The sequence below is a fragment of the Polaromonas sp. JS666 genome (assembly GCF_900103405.1).
Taxonomy (GTDB): Bacteria; Pseudomonadota; Gammaproteobacteria; order Burkholderiales; family Burkholderiaceae_C; genus Polaromonas.
Window position 1 is genome coordinate 670,285 of record NZ_FNHX01000002.1, and the last position, 16,813, is coordinate 687,097.

General features: G+C 65.7%; 17 protein-coding genes. 7 read left to right on the top strand and 10 right to left on the bottom strand.

Features of this window, described 5'->3' with window-relative positions:
• Nucleotides 1-2 precede the first annotated feature (2 nt).
• The 6 genes from BLQ85_RS07570 to pip form a co-directional block, all read right to left on the bottom strand.
• Nucleotides 3-1,220 (bottom strand): O-succinylhomoserine sulfhydrylase, encoded by a 1,218-nt coding sequence (locus tag BLQ85_RS07570; protein WP_074575690.1) that lies wholly within the window; start codon nucleotides 1,218-1,220, stop codon nucleotides 3-5.
• Nucleotides 1,221-1,222: 2 nt separating this feature from the next.
• A complete protein-coding gene (gene purF, locus BLQ85_RS07575) occupies nucleotides 1,223-2,743 on the bottom strand; it encodes an amidophosphoribosyltransferase (RefSeq protein ID WP_074575691.1) in 1,521 nt (506 codons plus the stop codon).
• 34 nt (nucleotides 2,744-2,777) lie between these two features.
• The gene (locus BLQ85_RS07580; protein ID WP_074575692.1) at nucleotides 2,778-3,263 is read right to left on the bottom strand and encodes a CvpA family protein; all 486 of its coding nucleotides are present in this window, start codon (nucleotides 3,261-3,263) and stop codon (nucleotides 2,778-2,780) included.
• A gap of 6 nt (nucleotides 3,264-3,269) precedes the next feature.
• Nucleotides 3,270-4,064, bottom strand: a complete 795-nt coding sequence (locus BLQ85_RS07585; RefSeq protein WP_074575693.1) for an SPOR domain-containing protein — start codon at nucleotides 4,062-4,064, stop codon at nucleotides 3,270-3,272.
• 69 nt (nucleotides 4,065-4,133) lie between these two features.
• A complete protein-coding gene (gene folC / locus BLQ85_RS07590; protein ID WP_074575694.1) occupies nucleotides 4,134-5,444 on the bottom strand; it encodes a bifunctional tetrahydrofolate synthase/dihydrofolate synthase in 1,311 nt (436 codons plus the stop codon).
• 48 nt (nucleotides 5,445-5,492) lie between these two features.
• The gene (gene pip, locus BLQ85_RS07595) at nucleotides 5,493-6,425 is read right to left on the bottom strand and encodes a prolyl aminopeptidase (protein WP_074575868.1); all 933 of its coding nucleotides are present in this window, start codon (nucleotides 6,423-6,425) and stop codon (nucleotides 5,493-5,495) included.
• Nucleotides 6,426-6,595: 170 nt separating this feature from the next.
• Here pip and BLQ85_RS07600 point away from each other — a divergent pair, with 170 nt between their 5' ends.
• A complete protein-coding gene (locus BLQ85_RS07600) occupies nucleotides 6,596-6,940 on the top strand; it encodes an ArsC family reductase (RefSeq protein WP_074575695.1) in 345 nt (114 codons plus the stop codon).
• A gap of 227 nt (nucleotides 6,941-7,167) precedes the next feature.
• Nucleotides 7,168-7,863: a glycine zipper 2TM domain-containing protein gene (locus BLQ85_RS07605; protein ID WP_074575696.1), complete on the top strand. Its 696-nt coding sequence runs from the start codon at nucleotides 7,168-7,170 to the stop codon at nucleotides 7,861-7,863.
• Between the two features lie 73 nt (nucleotides 7,864-7,936).
• Here BLQ85_RS07605 and BLQ85_RS07610 read toward each other — a convergent pair whose 3' ends face one another.
• On the bottom strand, nucleotides 7,937-8,710 hold the full coding sequence (locus tag BLQ85_RS07610) for an anti-sigma factor (protein ID WP_074575697.1): 774 nt from the start codon (nucleotides 8,708-8,710) through the stop codon (nucleotides 7,937-7,939).
• Nucleotides 8,707-9,282, bottom strand: a complete 576-nt coding sequence (locus BLQ85_RS07615) for an RNA polymerase sigma factor (protein ID WP_074575698.1) — start codon at nucleotides 9,280-9,282, stop codon at nucleotides 8,707-8,709. The genes BLQ85_RS07610 and BLQ85_RS07615 overlap by 4 nt, the downstream gene beginning before the upstream one ends.
• Before the next feature lie 175 nt (nucleotides 9,283-9,457).
• Between BLQ85_RS07615 and BLQ85_RS07620 the strand changes: the two genes are divergently transcribed.
• The 5 genes from BLQ85_RS07620 to BLQ85_RS07640 all read left to right on the top strand — a co-directional run bounded on the left by BLQ85_RS07620 (nucleotide 9,458) and on the right by BLQ85_RS07640 (nucleotide 14,806).
• Nucleotides 9,458-9,784, top strand: coding sequence for a pyrimidine/purine nucleoside phosphorylase (locus BLQ85_RS07620; RefSeq protein ID WP_074575699.1), 327 nt, complete (start codon nucleotides 9,458-9,460; stop codon nucleotides 9,782-9,784).
• 28 nt (nucleotides 9,785-9,812) lie between these two features.
• The gene (gene argG / locus BLQ85_RS07625; RefSeq protein WP_074575700.1) at nucleotides 9,813-11,150 is read left to right on the top strand and encodes an argininosuccinate synthase; all 1,338 of its coding nucleotides are present in this window, start codon (nucleotides 9,813-9,815) and stop codon (nucleotides 11,148-11,150) included.
• 108 nt (nucleotides 11,151-11,258) lie between these two features.
• Nucleotides 11,259-12,221: an AAA family ATPase gene (locus BLQ85_RS07630; protein ID WP_074575701.1), complete on the top strand. Its 963-nt coding sequence runs from the start codon at nucleotides 11,259-11,261 to the stop codon at nucleotides 12,219-12,221.
• Between the two features lie 9 nt (nucleotides 12,222-12,230).
• A complete protein-coding gene (locus tag BLQ85_RS07635) occupies nucleotides 12,231-13,400 on the top strand; it encodes a DUF58 domain-containing protein (RefSeq protein WP_083336772.1) in 1,170 nt (389 codons plus the stop codon).
• Nucleotides 13,401-13,657: 257 nt separating this feature from the next.
• Entirely contained in the window at nucleotides 13,658-14,806 is a 1,149-nt protein-coding gene (locus tag BLQ85_RS07640; RefSeq protein WP_254779739.1) for a hypothetical protein, read from the top strand.
• A 29-nt stretch (nucleotides 14,807-14,835) separates the two neighbouring features.
• Here BLQ85_RS07640 and BLQ85_RS07645 read toward each other — a convergent pair whose 3' ends face one another.
• A complete protein-coding gene (locus BLQ85_RS07645; protein ID WP_254779741.1) occupies nucleotides 14,836-15,639 on the bottom strand; it encodes a glycine-rich domain-containing protein in 804 nt (267 codons plus the stop codon).
• Nucleotides 15,640-15,698: 59 nt separating this feature from the next.
• A complete protein-coding gene (gene murB, locus BLQ85_RS07650; protein WP_074575705.1) occupies nucleotides 15,699-16,763 on the bottom strand; it encodes a UDP-N-acetylmuramate dehydrogenase in 1,065 nt (354 codons plus the stop codon).
• Nucleotides 16,764-16,813 lie beyond the last annotated feature (50 nt).

Genomic DNA, 16,813 nt, shown 5'->3' on the forward strand with positions numbered 1-16,813 from the left:
TGTCATGCGATGCGGTCCAGGCCGCGGGAAAGGTCGGCCTTGATGTCGTCCACGTGGTCCAGCCCGACGGCCACGCGCAGCAGGCCCTGGCCTATGCCGGCGGCCTGGCGCTGCTCTTCGCTGAGGCGCCCGTGCGAGGTGGTAGCCGAATGGCTGATGATGGTCTTGGTGTCGCCCAGGTTGGTGGCGATGCTGAGCACCTGCGTGCTGTTGATGACCTGGAAGGCGTTGGCGCGCGCTGCCTCAGGTGTGTCGCCGCGCACGTCGAAGGACAGCACCGCGCCGCCCAGCCCCGACTGCTGGCGCATGGCCAGCTCGTGCTGCGGGTGCGAGGCCAGGCCCGGGTAGTAGACGCGCTTGACGGCGGGCTGGGTTTCCAGCCACTGCGCGACGGCCAATGCGTTGGCACTCTGGGCCTGCATGCGTATGCCCAGCGTCTCCAGCCCCTTGAGCACGACCCAGGCGTTAAAGGGCGCCAGCGTCATGCCGGCGGTGCGCACAATCGGGCCGAACACGTCGACGATGAGCTTGGACGGGCCGCACAGCGCGCCCGCCATCACGCGGCCCTGGCCGTCCAGGTACTTGGTGCCGGAATGCATGATCAGGTCGGCGCCGAACTCCACCGGCCGCTGCAGGGCCGGCGAGCAAAAGCAGTTGTCGACCGCGAGCAACGCGCCCACGCTGTGCGCCAGGTCGGCGAGCGCGCGGATGTCGCACACTTCCGTCAGCGGGTTCGTCGGCGTTTCGGCGAACAGCAGCTTGGTGCCGGGGCGCAGGGCGGCCTTCCACTCGCGGATGTCGGTCTGCGAGACGAAGGTGGTTTCCACGCCGAACTTGCCGAACTCGCGGCCTATCAGGGCGATGGTCGATCCGAACATGGAGCGCGAGCAGATCACATGGTCGCCGGCCTTGAGCAGGCCCATGCACATCATGAGGATGGCGCCCATGCCGGTGGAGGCGCCTATGGCCGCTTCCGTGCCCTCGAGCGCGGCGAGGCGGCGCTCAAAACTCGTGACCGTGGGGTTGGAGGTGCGGCCGTAGGTGTAGCCCTCGGTCGGATCGGCAAAACGCCGCGCCGAGGTCTCGGCATCGGGCTGCACAAAACCACTGGTCAGGTACAGCGCCTCGGAGTTTTCGCCGTGCTGGCTGGGCTCCAGCGCCACGCGCACGGCCAGCGTGTCGCGGTGCAAGTTGTCGGGCAGTTTTCTTTTGCTGGTCATGCTCAGGCTTCTTGCGGATTGGGCAGCGCCAGGCGGGACGCATCCACGTCGCCTTCTTCGGCGACGGCATCGGCACGCTGCGAGTTCATCGCGGCAATGGTTTCGGCGGTGACGTCGCCCGTGATGTAGACGCCGTCAAAGCAGGAAGCGTCAAAGCCGTCGAGCTTGGCGTTGAGCGAGCCTATGGCGCGCTTCATGCCGTCCACGTCCTGGTAGATCAGCGCGTCGCAGCCTATGACCTCACGGATCTCCTCGATGCTGCGGCCGTGGGCCACAAGCTCACCCGGCGTGGGCATGTCAATGCCGTAGACATTGGGGAAACGCACGGGCGGCGCGGCGCTGGCCAGATACACCTTGCGTGCGCCGGCGTCGCGCGCCATCTGCACGATCTCGCGGCTGGTGGTGCCGCGCACGATGGAGTCGTCGACCAGCAGCACGTTGCGGCCCTTGAACTCGCTGGCGATCACGTTGAGCTTCTGGCGCACGGATTTTTTGCGCACGCCCTGCCCCGGCATGATGAAGGTGCGGCCCACGTATCGGTTCTTGACGAAGCCTTCGCGGTAGGGAATGCCCAGCAGGTGCGCCAACTGCGTGGCGCTGGGGCGGCTGGATTCGGGGATCGGGATGATCACGTCGATCTCGCTGGGCGGCACGGTGGAGACCACACGCTTGGCCAGCGTCTCGCCGAGGTTCAGGCGGGCCTGGTAGACCGAGATGCCGTCCAGCACCGAGTCGGGGCGCGCCAGGTAGACAAATTCAAAGATGCAGGGGTTGAGCTTGGCATTGGACGCGCACTGCTCGGCATGCACTACGCCTTCCATGTCCACGTAGACGGCTTCGCCCGGCGCGATGTCGCGCTCGAACTGGTGCGAGGTGCCTTCCAGCGCCACCGATTCGCTGGCCACCATGACGGTGTCGCCGCCCTCGTTCTGCCCGCGGCCTATGCACAGCGGACGGATGCCGAAGGGGTCACGGAAGGCCAGCAGGCCGTGGCCGGCGATCAGCGCGACGACGGCGTAAGAGCCCTTGACGCGCTTGTGCACGCCGCGCACCGCGGCGAACACGTCGACGGGCTTGAGCGGCAGGCCGCGCGTGGTTTTTTCGAGCTCATGCGCCAGCACGTTGAGCAGCACTTCGGAGTCGCTGTCGGTGTTGATGTGGCGGTGGTCGGTGTTGAAGAGCTCGGCCTTGAGCTCGGCCGCGTTGGTCAGGTTGCCGTTGTGCGACAGCACCAGGCCGAAAGGCGCGTTGACGTAAAAAGGCTGGGCCTCGTCCTCGCTGTAGGCGTTGCCGGCCGTCGGGTAACGCACCTGGCCCAGGCCCACCGTGCCCGGCAGCGCGCGCATGTTGCGGGTGCGGAACACGTCGCGCACCATGCCCTTGGCCTTGTGCATGTAGAACTTGCGCCCCTGCTGCGTGACGATGCCCGCCGCATCCTGGCCGCGGTGCTGCAGCAGCAGCAGGCCGTCATAGATGAGCTGGTTGACGGGGGCTTTGCTGACGACGCCGACTATCCCGCACATGGTGTTCCGATCATGATGAGTTGACTCTTCAAAGTTAGGTTAAATATTTCGCAAACTGTTCGGGCAACACCGGCTTCAGGGCTTTGAGCGTGGCCGCCAGCACCGGCGCGCCTTTCGATTCCCGCCACCAGTCGCTGGTTTTCAGCGCCGTCATATCGATCACCACGGTCGCGGCCAGCAACAACACCACGCCGCGCAGCACGCCGAACGCGGCGCCCAGCACGCGGTCCACGGGCGCCAGGCCGACCGCGGCCACCAGCTTCTTGATCAAAAACGCCAGCAGCCCCGCCGCGAACACCGCGGCGATAAAAATCAGCACAAACGCCGCCGCGTAACGCACCGGGTCGGCAGCCGACTGCACGGGCAATCGGGCAGCCAGGTCGGGCGCAAACCATTGCGCCGCAAAAAACGACACCACCCAGCCCAGCACCGACAACACCTCGTAAACCAAGCCGCGCCATGCGCCCAGCAGCATGGAAAAAACCAGCACCCCCCCAAAAATCCAGTCAACAGCCGCCACGGATCATTACAAGGTCAGGATGGCGGCGGGCAAATCAAGGGCCTTGATTTTTCCGGCCGCTTTTTCCGCCTCGGCCTTGGTGGCAAATGGGCCCACACGGACCCGTATGCGCTTGCCGTCCTTGGTTTCCGCGACCTGCGTATAGGTTTTCAGCCCGGCTTTTTCGAGTTTCAGGCGCGCCTCGCGCGCCTTGGCGACGTCGGCAAAGGCGCCCACCTGCACCACAAGGCGGCCTTCGGCCTCGGCAGCGGCCGGCTTGACGGCCGGCGGCGTGGTGCCGTTGAGCAAGGCGCTGGCGCGGGCGGCGTCGGTATTGGCGACGGGCTTGGGTTCGGGCTTGGCGGCCGGTTTGGGCTCAGGCTTGGGCGCCGGCTTTGCCTCGGGTTTGGGCTCGGGTTTGGTTTCGGGCTTGGCGACGGCCGGTGCGGACGCGGCGGCGGCAGGCTTGGACGGCAGGATTTCTTCCTTGGGCGCCAGGCTGGCGGCGGCGGCCACCTTTTCGGTGGGCGCGGCAGGGGTGGGCGCAGGCGCGGGGGCCGTGGCGGTCGGCGCAGCCGGCACGGTCAGCGGCTTGACCGTGGCCTTGCCGGGAATTTCGATGGGGATGTCGACCGGGATGGGCCGGGGCTGGGTGTCAAACAGCAGCGGGAAACCCACCACGCCTATGAGCACCAGCACGGCCGAGCCGATCAGCCGGTGCTTGGCGCGCTTGCGCATCACTTCCACGCTTTCCGGTTGAGCGGCTGGCCCGGCATTGGGGGCAGTGTTGGCGCCGCCCCGGCGGAAGTTGAAAAACGGCATGGTGTGGCTTGAATCCGATAAGGGTGACGTTAGCGGTGAGCGTGGGCTGAAAGCCCTCCAAAAACCGCTTCAGGGGGCCAGGTGCGGGGCCGAAAGACGCGGCACGCCGTCCTTCAAAATGCCGCCCACCGTGTAGAACGAGCCGAACACGACAATTCTATCAGCGGGGGTTGCGGCCTTGACCGCCGCCTGCAGCGCCGCTTCGGGGGAGGCGTAGCTGCCGGCGGTGGCATCGGGCCGGGTGTTGGCGGCCGTCCAGCGAGCCTGCAAATCGGCCGCCGTGGCGGCCCGCGGCGTCGGCAAATCGGTGAAATACCACTTGTCGATCAGCGGCGAAACACGCGCCAGCATGGGGGCCAGGTCCTTGTCGGCCATGGCGCCGAACACCGCATGGGTGCAGGGGTAAAAACCCATGGCGTCGAGGTTTTCGGCCAGCGCGGCCACCGAATGCGGGTTGTGCGCCACGTCCAGCACCAGCGTGGGCTGGCCGGGCACGATCTGGAAACGGCCGGGCAGCTCGACCATGGACAGGCCGTTGCGCACCGCCTGGGCCGTCACCGGCAGGCGCTCGCGCAGCGCCGTCAGCGCCGCCAGCACACCCGAGGCATTGACCAGCTGGTTGGCGCCGCGCAGCGCCGGGTAAGCCAGGCCGGCATAACGCCGGCCGCGCCCGGCCCAGCCCCATTGCTGCTTGTCGCCCGAGAAATTGAAGTCGGCGCCGAAGCGCCACAAGTCAGCGCCTACTGTGGCGGCGTGGTCAACAATGCTTTGCGGCGGCATGGGGTCGCTCACGATGACAGGCTTGCCGGCGCGCATGATGCCGGCTTTTTCGCGGCCTATGCTTTCGCGGTCGGGGCCCAGGTATTCCATGTGGTCCAGGTCTATGCTGGTGATCACCGCGCAGTCGGCGTCCAGCATGTTGACGGCATCCAGCCGCCCGCCCAGGCCGACTTCCAGGATCACCACGTCCAGCTTCGCGTCGGCCAGCAGCTGCAGGATGGCCAGCGTGGTGAATTCAAAATAGGTCAGCGAAATCGCCTCGCCGCCCTGCGTGCGGGCCGCCTCGACACGCGCGAACTGGGCCACCAGGTCGGCCGCCTTGACGATGTCGCCGCGCACGCGGCAGCGCTCTTCAAAATGCACCAGGTGCGGTGAGGTGAAGACGCCGGTGCGGTAGCCGGCCTGCAGCAGGATGGCTTCGAGCATGGCGCAGGTCGAACCTTTGCCGTTGGTGCCGGCCACCGTGATGATGGGGCAGTCAAAGGCCAGGCCCACGCGTTGGGCGACGGCGCTGATGCGCGTCAGGCCCATGTCTATGCCCACGGGGTGCAGGTGCTCGCAGTAGGCCAGCCAGTCGTCGAGAGTCTTGAGGTTTTGCATACAACCAGCATTGTCGCGCAGGGGTCAAAACCCCTGCACTGGCCGGACTCAGCGAGCGAAGCGATCCGTAGCGGCAACTAGGCGCTGCAGAATGCCGGGCTCGTTAAAAGCATGGCCGGCGTCGGCGACCAGCTGGAAATCCGCCTCGGGCCAGGCGCGGTGCAAATCCCAGGCGGTTTTGGCCGGCGTGGCCACGTCGTAACGGCCCTGCACGATGACGCCGGGAATGCCGGCCAGCTTATGCGCGTCGCGTATCAGCTGGCCTTCTTCCAGCCAGCCGGCGTGCACAAAATAATGGTTCTCGATGCGCGCGAAAGCCAGCGCGAAGTCGTCGCCGCCGTGCAGCGCCGTGAAGGCCGGGTCCGGCAGCAGCGTGATGGTCTGGCCTTCCCAGAGGCTCCAGGCGCGGGCGGCCGCCAGTTGCGCCGCCCTGTCGCTGCCGACCAGGCGTTTACGGTAGGCGGCCATCAGGTCGCCACGCTCGGCCTCGGGGATGGGCGCAAGAAAAGCCTCCCACAGGTCGGGAAACAGCCAGGAGGCACCCTCCTGGTAGTACCACAGCACCTCTGCGCGCCGCAGCGCGAAAATGCCGCGCAGTATGAGCTCAGACACCCGTGCCGGGTGCGCCTCGGCATAGGCCAGCGCCAGCGTGCTGCCCCAGGAGCCGCCGAAGACCAGCCAGCGCTCCACGCCCAGCAGGCTGCGCAGCCGTTCGATGTCAGCCACCAGGTGCCAGGTCGTGTTGTTGTCCAGCGAGGCGGCCGGGCGCGATCGGCCGCAGCCGCGCTGGTCAAACAGCAGCACGCAGTAGCGCTCGGGGTCGAACAGGCGGCGATGCTCGGGCGAGCAGCCGGCGCCCGGGCCGCCGTGCAGGAAGACCGCCGGCTTGCCCTTGGGATTGCCGCACAGCTCCCAATAGATCGAGTGGCCGTCGCCGGTTTCCAGGACGCCGGTGCGAAAAGGCTCTATGGGCGGGTACAGCACGGCGGGGGACGAAACGGGCGTGGCCGAAGCAGCGGTCATGAATGAGGGATCCGTGAAATGGTGGGAGCAAACAGGGGCTGCCGGACGGCCCGGCGCCGTTTGATTATTCCAGCCCTGCAATTGGCCTGCTGGCGCACTGTCTTCCCGGCATCTGCCAGAATCTTCGCATGATCATTCTTTACGGCATTCCGAATTGCGACACGGTCAAAAAGGCCAGGACCTGGCTCGATGAAAACGGCGTCGAATACCAGTTCCATGATTTCAAAAAACAGGGCGTGCCGCCCGAGCAGCTCCAGCGCTGGGCCCAGGCCGCCGGCTGGGAAACGCTGTTGAACCGCAAAGGCACGACCTGGCGCAAGTTGGACGCGGCGGCGCAAGCCGGTGCGGCCGACAGCGCCGGCGCCCAGGCCCTGATGCTGGCCAACCCCAGCGTCATCAAGCGGCCCGTGGTGGACTGGGGCAAGGGCATCACGGTCGGTTTTGATGCCGCAGGCTGGGCGGCGCGGATTTAACCAGCACGCCTTGCGCGCCACACAAATAGGTGTTTTTTCACGTTTTTGGGCCAGTTTGGCCACGCTTTACATGCTTCGGTGAGCTTTACAGCCGATTTACCGAACTCCAGGCCCCAAAACGGCTCTGACTTACTAAAATCGTTCCAGCCGCCAGAGCCGTCGCCCACACCACGGGCAGCATCCTCCGGCGGCGCAACTTCAGCGATTTGCTGAAAAGGGGTTCAAACATGAAAAAAGCACTCGTCCTTTCCACCATCGCCGCGGCCGCAGGCCTTGCCGCCGTGCCCGCCTCCGCCATGGACATCCTGGCGCGGGTGATCTCCAGCACGCCGGTGGTGCAGCAGGTCGCTGTGCCGCGCCAGGTGTGCACCAACCAGCCGGTCGTCACGCAAAGCCCCAATTCCGGCGCAGGTGCCTTGATGGGCGCCCTGGCCGGCGGCGCGGCCGGCAATGCCATCGGCAACGGCGGCGGCCGTGCGGTGGCCACGGTGATAGGCCTGGTCGGCGGCGCCATGATCGGCGACCGCATCGAGGGCAACAACACCCAGGTCCAGAACATGCAGCAATGCACGACGCAGACCTATTACGAAAACCGCCCCAGCCACTACAACGTGGTCTATGAATACCAGGGCACGCAGTACAGCACCCAGATGGCCAACGACCCCGGCCAGTACGTGCGCCTGCAGGTCACGCCGGTCGGGGCCATGGCGCCCGCGCCGCAAACCTTCCAGTCCGCGCCCCAGCAGCCCCAGGCCTATGTGCAGCCGGCGCCGGAACCTGTCTACGTGCAGCCGGCCTATGTGCAGCCCGTGGTCTATCCGGCCTACTACCCCCGGCCCTACTACGCGCCTTACTACGCCCCCATAGGCGTGTCGCTGAACTTCGGCTACAGCCGGGGCTACGGCCACCACCACTGGCGCTAAGCCGGCCGGTTCCGGCTGAATCAAAAAAGGGGCGTTATCAACGCCCCTTTTTGCTGCCCGCCTGGAATGACCCTCACTTCGGCGTTTCCAGGAGTGCGCCCTTGAAAAGCACCGGCCCGGTCGGCCCGCTGCCCGGCGGCACGCCGCCCTTGGGCTCCAGTGTGATTGCCAGCGTCGGCACCTGCCGCATGTCGGTACCCGCGGCAGCCAGGCGAACCACCGGGTCGGCATTGAGCACACCCAGCGATTTGGGCGCCGCGCCGGGCGGCAGGGCCCACAGCTCCAGCGATTTGTCGGCTTGTTCCCGAAAGCCGCCCACGCGTTTGAGCACCAGCGTCTTGTTTTTCGGGTCAAAAGTTACCAGCAGCGAGGCCGAGGCCTTGTCGTCGGTCAACACGGCCACGTATTCAATTTCCGGCGTGGCCGTCAATCTGGCCGACAGCTCGCCGACCTGCCCGCTGAGCCGCGAGTTCACATTGAGCCCGACCACAACGGCCAGCACCGCCGCCAGCGCGCCCGCCGCACTCATGCCGCGCCACAAACCCAGGCTGGCCCACCAGCCGCCCGCCGCCGGCGCGGCACCGCGCGCGGCCTGCATGGCGCGCGCCTCCTTGTCGGCCCTGACGAGGTTTTCAATACGCGTCCAGACCGCCGGGCTGGGCGCCGCCTGCGGCTGCAGTTCGGCCACGGAAGCCAGCCGGCTTTGCCAGACCAGTGCCGCGGCGCGCAAGGTGGCGTTGTCGCGCGCCAGCGCCTCAAAACGACGGCGCGCGCCGCCACGCAAAGTGCCCAGCGCATAGCTGGCCGCGAGCTGCTCCATCAGGGCGGGGTTGTTCTGGATGTTCATGCAAACCTCGCCATGCAACCGCGCAGTTGCTCAAGTCCCCGGCGTATCCATGTTTTCACGGTACCCAAAGGAAGTTTTAACTGCTCGGCCAGCTCGCTGTGGCTCAGGTCGCGCAAATAGGCCAGGCTCACCACTTCACGCTGTTTTTGTTCCAGCCGGCCCAGGCACTGGTGCAGGGCCCAGGCCTGCTCGCTGGCCTGGGTGGTGTCCATGGGGTTGGGCGAGTCGCCCGCCACGGTGTCGGTGAGCACATCGTCCAGCTCCTGCATCAGGTCGGCCCGGTCGGAAGCGCGGCGGCGCAAAAAATCCAGGCCGCGGCTTCTCACAATCAGCCCCAACCAGGCCATGGGCGGCGAGAGGCTGGCCTTGTAGTCGCCGGCAATACGCCAGATGGTCAAAAACGCCTCCTGCAACACGTCTTCAGCCCATTCGCGCTTGCCCACCACGCGCACCGCGACGCCGTACAGCTTGGACGAGCTCAAGTCGTACAGCTCGCGCAGGGCCTTCTCATCGGCCCCGGCCACACGCTCTATCAGCGCAATCAATTGAAGATCCGGGCTTTGTGCTTTCATGGACAACATTCTGGGTTATTCATGGGGGTACGCGATAGAGGGCCGGGTGGATTCAAGGCCGGCACGGCCCCAAGGCCCGCCGTGACCTAAAATCAGGGGTTTTTGGCGCCGGACCGCGATACGCGGCGCTTTCATCGCCTTTTTTCTACCTTTCGCCCTCTTTTCAGCCCTCCTCATGCCCACCGAAAAAATCGACAACGTCAGTGTCAGCACCCAGGCCAATGTGTACTTTGACGGCAAATGCGTGAGCCACGGCATCACCTTCGCCGACGGCAGCAAAAAATCGGTGGGCGTGATCCTGCCGGCCACCCTCACCTTCAACACCGGCGCGCCCGAGGTCATGGAATGCGTGGCCGGCGCCTGCGAATACAAGCTGGCCGGCAGCGACAGCTGGGTCAAATCCTCGGCCGGCGAAAAATTCAGCGTCCCCGGCAACGCCAAATTCGAGATCCGCGTCGCCGCCGGCGAAGCGGCTTACCACTACATCTGCCACTTCGGCTGATCCCTCCCACGCCTTCCAGGAAACCCCCATGGCCACCATACTCCAGAACCTTCCCGCCGGCCAGAAAGTCGGCATCGCCTTTTCGGGCGGACTCGACACCAGCGCCGCCTTGCACTGGATGAAGCTCAAGGGCGCGATTCCCTACGCCTACACCGCCAACCTGGGCCAGCCCGACGAGCCCGATTACGACGAAATCCCGCGCAAGGCCATGCAGTACGGCGCCGAAAAAGCCCGGCTGATCGACTGCCGCAGCCAGCTGGCGGCCGAGGGCATTGCCGCCCTGCAAAGCGGCGCCTTCCACATCACCACCGCGGGCGTGACCTACTTCAACACCACGCCGCTGGGCCGCGCCGTGACCGGCACCATGCTGGTATCGGCCATGAAGGAAGACGACGTCAACATCTGGGGCGACGGCAGCACCTTCAAGGGCAACGACATCGAGCGTTTTTACCGCTACGGCCTGCTGACCAACCCGGGCCTGAAGATCTACAAACCCTGGCTGGACCAGCTTTTCATCGACGAACTCGGCGGCCGCGCCGAAATGTCGGCCTTTATGACCAAGGCCGGCTTCGGCTACAAGATGTCGGCAGAAAAAGCCTATTCGACCGACTCCAACATGTTGGGTGCCACGCACGAGGCCAAGGACCTGGAAGAACTCGCCACCGGCATGAAGATCGTCAACCCCATCATGGGCGTGGCTTTCTGGAAAGACGAAGTCGAGGTCAAGCGCGAGGAAGTCACCGTGCGCTTTGAAGAAGGCCGCCCTGTCGCGCTGAACGGCAAGACCTTCAGCAGCATGGTCGAGCTGATCCTGGAAGCCAACCGCATAGGCGGGCGCCACGGCCTGGGCATGAGCGACCAGATCGAAAACCGCATCATCGAGGCCAAGAGCCGCGGCATCTACGAAGCCCCGGGCCTGGCATTACTGTTCATCGCCTACGAGCGCCTGGTCACCGGCATCCACAACGAAGACACCATCGAACAATACCGCGACAACGGCCGCAAGCTGGGCCGCCTGCTCTACCAGGGCCGCTGGTTCGACCCCCAAGCCATCATGCTGCGCGAAACCGCCCAGCGCTGGGTGGCCAGCGCCATCACCGGCGAAGTCACCGTCGAGCTGCGCCGCGGCAACGACTATTCCATCCTGAACACGGTCTCCAGCAACCTGACCTACAAGCCCGAGCGCCTGAGCATGGAAAAAGTCGAGGACGCGCCCTTCTCGCCGGCTGACCGTATTGGCCAGCTGACCATGCGCAATCTGGACATCGTCGACACGCGCGACAAGCTGGGCATTTACACGCGCTCCGGCCTGCTATCGCTGGAGCCCGGCGCGGCCATCCCGCAGCTGGGAAAAACCGGCGAGTAAACACCAAGACGCCGCAACAAAGCCGCCTTAGGGCGGCTTTTTCATGCGCGCGAGCGGCGCAGGTTCCGCCAGGCACTCGGCTACACTGCCGCGTCAAGGGAGTAGACCATGGATCAAATGACCATCGAGCGCTGGACGGCACCGGACGCAGCCCGGTTTGCGCAGCGCATCGTGCAGAACATCGAGAAGGTGCTACAGGGCAAGCACCAGGGCGTGGAGCTCGCGCTGGCCGCAGCCATTGCCGGCGGCCACCTGCTGATTGAAGATGTCCCGGGGCTGGGCAAGACCATGCTCGCCAGGGCCCTGGCCATTTCCATCGGGCTGGAGTTTCGCCGCATCCAGTTCACGGCCGACCTGATGCCCTCGGACATCGTCGGGGGCCCTGTCTACAACCCCAAGGACGGCAGTTTCGCCCTGCGGCCCGGGCCGGCGTTTTCCAATGTGGTGCTCGCCGATGAGATCAATCGCGCCAATCCGCGCGCGCAGTCGGCCTTGCTGGAATGCATGGAAGAGGGGCAGATCACCCTGGACGGCCAGACGCTGCGCCTGCCCGAGCCCTTCCTGGTGCTGGCCACGCAGAACCCGATCGACATGGCGGGCACCTATCCGCTGCCCGAAGCACAGCTCGACCGCTTCCTGATTCGCCTGTCGCTGGGCTACCCCAGCCCCGAAGTGGAAACCAGCTTGATAGCCACCCAGCAGTTCGAGCATCCGATTTCCCACCTCGCGGCAGTTTGCCGGCCGGTGGAATTCGCCCACTTGGTGGCCAATGCCAAAAACACACTGATTTCTCCGGAGATCTCGCAGTACATCACCGCCATCGTGGCGGCCACGCGCAAGCATCCCGGCATCCGCTTCGGCGCCAGTCCGCGCGGAACGCTGGGGCTGGCCCGCATGGCGCGCGCGCTGAGCTGCATACGAGGCCTAGCCTACGTCGATCCGGCCATCGTGCGGGAACTGGCCGTACCTGTGCTGGCGCACCGCATCATCGTGCAGACGCAGGGTGCACAGGCCAAGCCCCCAGCCGCGCTGATCCAGGAAATCCTGGCCTCCCTGCGAACGCCGCAATAAGCAGCCACCATGGAACGCTGGCTCAGCAAATCACGCGTATTGCTGGCATTGAGCGGCGTGCTGCTGCTGTCGGCGCTAAACCGGCACGACCCGACGGTGTTCGGCATGTTCCTGTTTCTCGCCACGCTGAGCGCCCTGGGACTGCTCCTGCCCTGGCTGTCGCTGAGGTCCATGCAGGTGTTCGCGAGCGGCAGCTCGGAAGCCGTCGAGGGCCAAGCCTGCGGTGTGCAATTACTGATCGAGCGCCGGGCATGGTGGCCGGCTTTTATGGTGGATGTGGAAACGCACTGGCAATGGGGCCCGAGAACCATCGTGCTGAGCCATACGCTAGCGCTCATACGCGCGCGCCAGCGAAGCGCGCTGGGCCACCAGATCATCTTCCCATGCCGCGGCGACTACCGCCTGGCCAAGGTGGTGCTCGCCAGCGGCTTCCCGCTGGGGCTGGTGATTGCCCGTCGCACCATTGCCCTGCAGGGCGTCGCTGTGCTGGTGCTGCCCAAGGCCGAGCAGGTGTTCTTGCCCGCGGACCTGAGCGCCGCGCACGATCCCGTTGGCAACCAGGTTACGCGCCGCCTGGGGCAATCGTTCGAACTCGGCAACCTGCGCCACTATGTGGCCGGCGAGCCCCTTGGGCGCGTCAACTGGCGGGCTTCCGCACGTTCCGGCGAGCTGGTGATCCAGCAATTTCAACAAAGCGGCTCGCCGTTGCTGCATGTGGTGACGGATATTCCCTCCAGCAACGAACTGGCGCGCCCCGATGCCCCCACTGAACAAGCTTTGCGCGTGGTTGCCGGCCTGTGCGAGGCGGCCGAGGAAGCGGGCGCGCGCCTGCGCGTCTATCTGCCACAGCAGGCCGAACCGCTACGGGATACCCGGGCCATCCACCGCGCGCTTGCCGGCGCGATGCCCGACAGCCTGCCGCTTCGCGAAGCGCTGGGCCGGCTTCAAGGCCGCCTCTCGGAAGGTTCCCAGCTGCTGGTAGTGGTCAGCCCACGCTGGGCGGCTTCCCTGTTGCTGCGCGAGTTCTCGGCCGTCGAACTCGGACGCTGCCCAGTGACCGTGTACATCGCGACCCACCCAGCACAAGCGATCGGCGACCTGGCACTCGCACCGGCCTTGGCCCAAGCGCTGGCGCAAGCCGGTTTCCAGGTCATTTCACAGTACCCGGGGCAACCCTGATGCCGGCACTGCCAATCTCAACAGCCGCCGTTGCAACGGCGCGAACCGCGGAGGACGGGCTCTCCAGTCGCCTGATTGTCGCTTTCACCGGGCTTTGTTATTTATGCGTGGCCGTCGGCTTTTCCTACCTGGACAGGCGATATGGCCATTTCCAGGCTGAAAGCCTGTTTTGGGTCGCCTGGGCCGCGCTGGGTTTTGCGGGCGGCTCCTTGATACCTGGCAGGGCCGCTCCCGCGGGCAAAGGTCTCAGCAGGGTGATGACGGCCGTTGCCGTGGTGCTGGCCATTTTTCCCGCGCTTTTCATGTACTCGATGCTGCGCTGGGTCTGCGTGCTGCTGCTGCTGGTCATGGCCGCGCGCGCACCTTCCATGCATACCCGGCGTGATCTCTATCTGTGCCTGACGACCTGTTTCACCGTGAGCTTCATGGCGGCGACCCATCACGCGGCCAACTGGACTCTGTGGCTCTACCTGGGCCCGGCCTGGATATTCGCCGGGCTGGCCTTGACCTGGGACTACGCGCCGTCCAGGGCAATCGGACACGCGAGGCGGCTGGGCATGAACCTGGGCTTTGTCGCGGCCACGGCGCTGATCGCCGCGCTGCTGTTTTTCTTCGTGCCGCGCCCGCCGGTGCTCGGTTTCGGCTTTATCCCTCCCGCGGGCGATGCTTCAGGCCTGCTGGGCCAGCCCGCCGGCAAGCCCCCGGGCGAAGCCGGAACGGGGCAGAGGCAAGACGCGGGCAAAACCGTCGGTCCAGGAGACGCCCCGGGCGGCATGGCAGGCGAAGGCCATGACACGGCAAGAAGCCAAAGCTGGCAGAGTCGCTGGCAGGAGATGCTGAGGAAAATGCGTCCGGCACTCAAGGACCCGGCCATGCCGCAATGGCAAAAAGACCTTCTCGAAAAACTGCTCGACCTGGGGGAGATACCGGGAGAGCCGCAACCCCAGCCCGGCAAGTCCGGTTCGGGCGGCAGTCCCTCCCCGATCGAAAAAACAGCGAATGCCATCGCTTCGCTGGTGGCGTTGTTGCTGGCGTTGTTGCTGGCCTGGCTGATCTATCGCTGGCGTTACTGGCTGGGCATTGAGCTGCTGCATTTCGCCGCCTGGCTGCTGGCCCCTGTCCGTCCCATGCTGTCGATGCGCCTGTCGGCGCAGGCCATCAAGCTCTGCTTGAGGGAGGCCGGCCATAAAAGCCTGTCCGGCCAGTCGGTGCGGGAATACGTCGCAGCCGCGCCGGGCCAGCCGGAACTGGTACGCCGCTGGTTGGGCTACGCGGTGGAGCTCTATTGCGAGACCCGTTTTGGCGCCGCCCCGGCCACACACGCCAGGGCCAGAAACATGCGCCGGGCAGTCAGCGCAGCTACCCAGGTCGTCAAAGGTTACGCGCCCGAGCTCAGAAAGCCTTGAGGCGAAAGCCCGCGATAGATGCCTGCGCGCTAGTCGCCGCCCCCACCGCAACCCGAGCCACAACCCGAACTGCATCCGCTGCTGCCATCAGAATCCCCGCCGCCGCTGGAGTCGCTGCTGCTCGAGGACTGGCTGCCGCCAAACCCGTCGGCATCGCCGCTGTAGCTGCCGTCCGAAAAGCTTTCGCCGCAATAGGCCTGCGCCTGCCCGTCGTCGCGGCGCACCCCTTTGCAATCGGCCAGGTAGACAAACCCGCCGGGAATCGCGAACTTGGCGTCCAGCGCGAACAGCAGCGGCAGCCGGCTGGGCTGCTTGGGGTTGATGGATTCGTCGCGGCAGGCCCAGAACCAGGCGCGGCGCAGGCCGTCGTTGGTCGAGGCTTTGCGGCCCAGCACCTCGGCCGGCACATGGTCGATGAAGCGCCCTATCACCAGGTCACACCACTCGCGGTAGGCCGAGGTGTGCAAAATGAACTCGTGCCACATGCTGTCCACCACCTGCGAGGGCATGGCGACAAAACGTTTGTTGCTGCGCTGGCAGGCGATAAAAAACTGCCGCAGCCCGCGCTCCACGAGTTCGGCATCGCGCAGGCTCAGGTGTGGGTAGCTGTCCATCAGCTTGCGCCTGAGGAAGCGGGGCAGCGGCGTTTCACGGACCAGCCGGCTGCGCTCGCGGGCGGCCCAGATGCCGGCGGCCAGCATGAGGACGAAGAGCACGGAAATCGTGGTCATGGTCCAGCCCGGCGGCCGCCAGCCCGCGAATATCGCACCCAGCATCAAGCCAACCCAGGCGAAGGCCAGCATGGCGGCCGTGGAACGCGAATGCCTTAGCATCAACCGGCGCCAGGGCGATACTTCGGGCCCCCTGTAAACCTTGCCTAGCCGCGCCATCGTCAGACCACCACCGGTTCAGGCTCCAGCAGGATGCCGAAGCGTTCATAGACACTGGTCTGGATGGCTTTTGCCAGCGTCATGACCTCGCCGCCCGTGACCGGGTCGGCCGTGCCGCCGCGGTTGACCAGCACCAGCGCCTGTTTTTCGTAGACGCCGGCATTGCCTATGGATTTGCCTTTCCAGCCGCAGGCGTCTATCAGCCAGCCCGCGGCCAGCTTCACCGCGCCGTCGGCCAGGTGGTAGTGAACAATCTTGGGTTCGCGCTGGATGATGTCGGCGCACTGCTCGGGCGACACCGTGGGGTTCTTGAAAAAGCTGCCGGCATTACCTATGACCTTGGGGTCGGGCAGCTTGGCCTTGCGGATCTCGCAAATCCATTCGTAAATCTGCATCGCATCGGGCGCCTGCACACCCAGCTGCTGCATCTTTTTCTCGATGTCGGCATAGCCCAGCACAGGCTTCCAGGCTTTGGGCAGGGCCAGGCGCACCCGGGTGATGACGGCCTTGCCTTCCAGGCCAAAGCCATGGCCGCCCGGCGCGGGGGCCGCGCTGCTATGCTTGAACACCGAATCGCGGTAGCCGAAGGCGCATTGCGCGGCATTGAGGGAAAAAGCCTGGCCTGTCGTCAGGTCGATGGCGTCCAGCGATTCAAAGCGGTCCTGCAGCTCCACGCCGTAGGCGCCTATGTTCTGCACCGGCGACGCGCCCACCGTGCCCGGAATCAGGGCCAGGTTTTCCAGGCCGGGATAGCCGTTTTTTAAGGTCCAGCTGACCAGGTCGTGCCAGTTTTCACCGGCGCCAGCCTCGATGATCCAGGATTTGGCGTCTTCGCGCAGCAGCCGTTTGCCCATGATCTCGACCTTGAGCACCAGCGGCTTGACGTCGCCGGTCAGCACGATGTTGCTGCCGCCGCCCAGCACAAACTTGGGCGCGGCCTTCAGGGCCGTATCCCGCAGCACGGCGGCGATATCGGCTTCATCGGCCACCCGGACCAGGCTCAGGGCCTTGGCCACGATGCCAAAGCTGTTGGAATGCTGGAGCGGAACGTTTTTCTCGACTAACATCCGGGGGATTGTCTCACCCCGACGCCCCTAACCGCCCCCCTCCCCCTCAT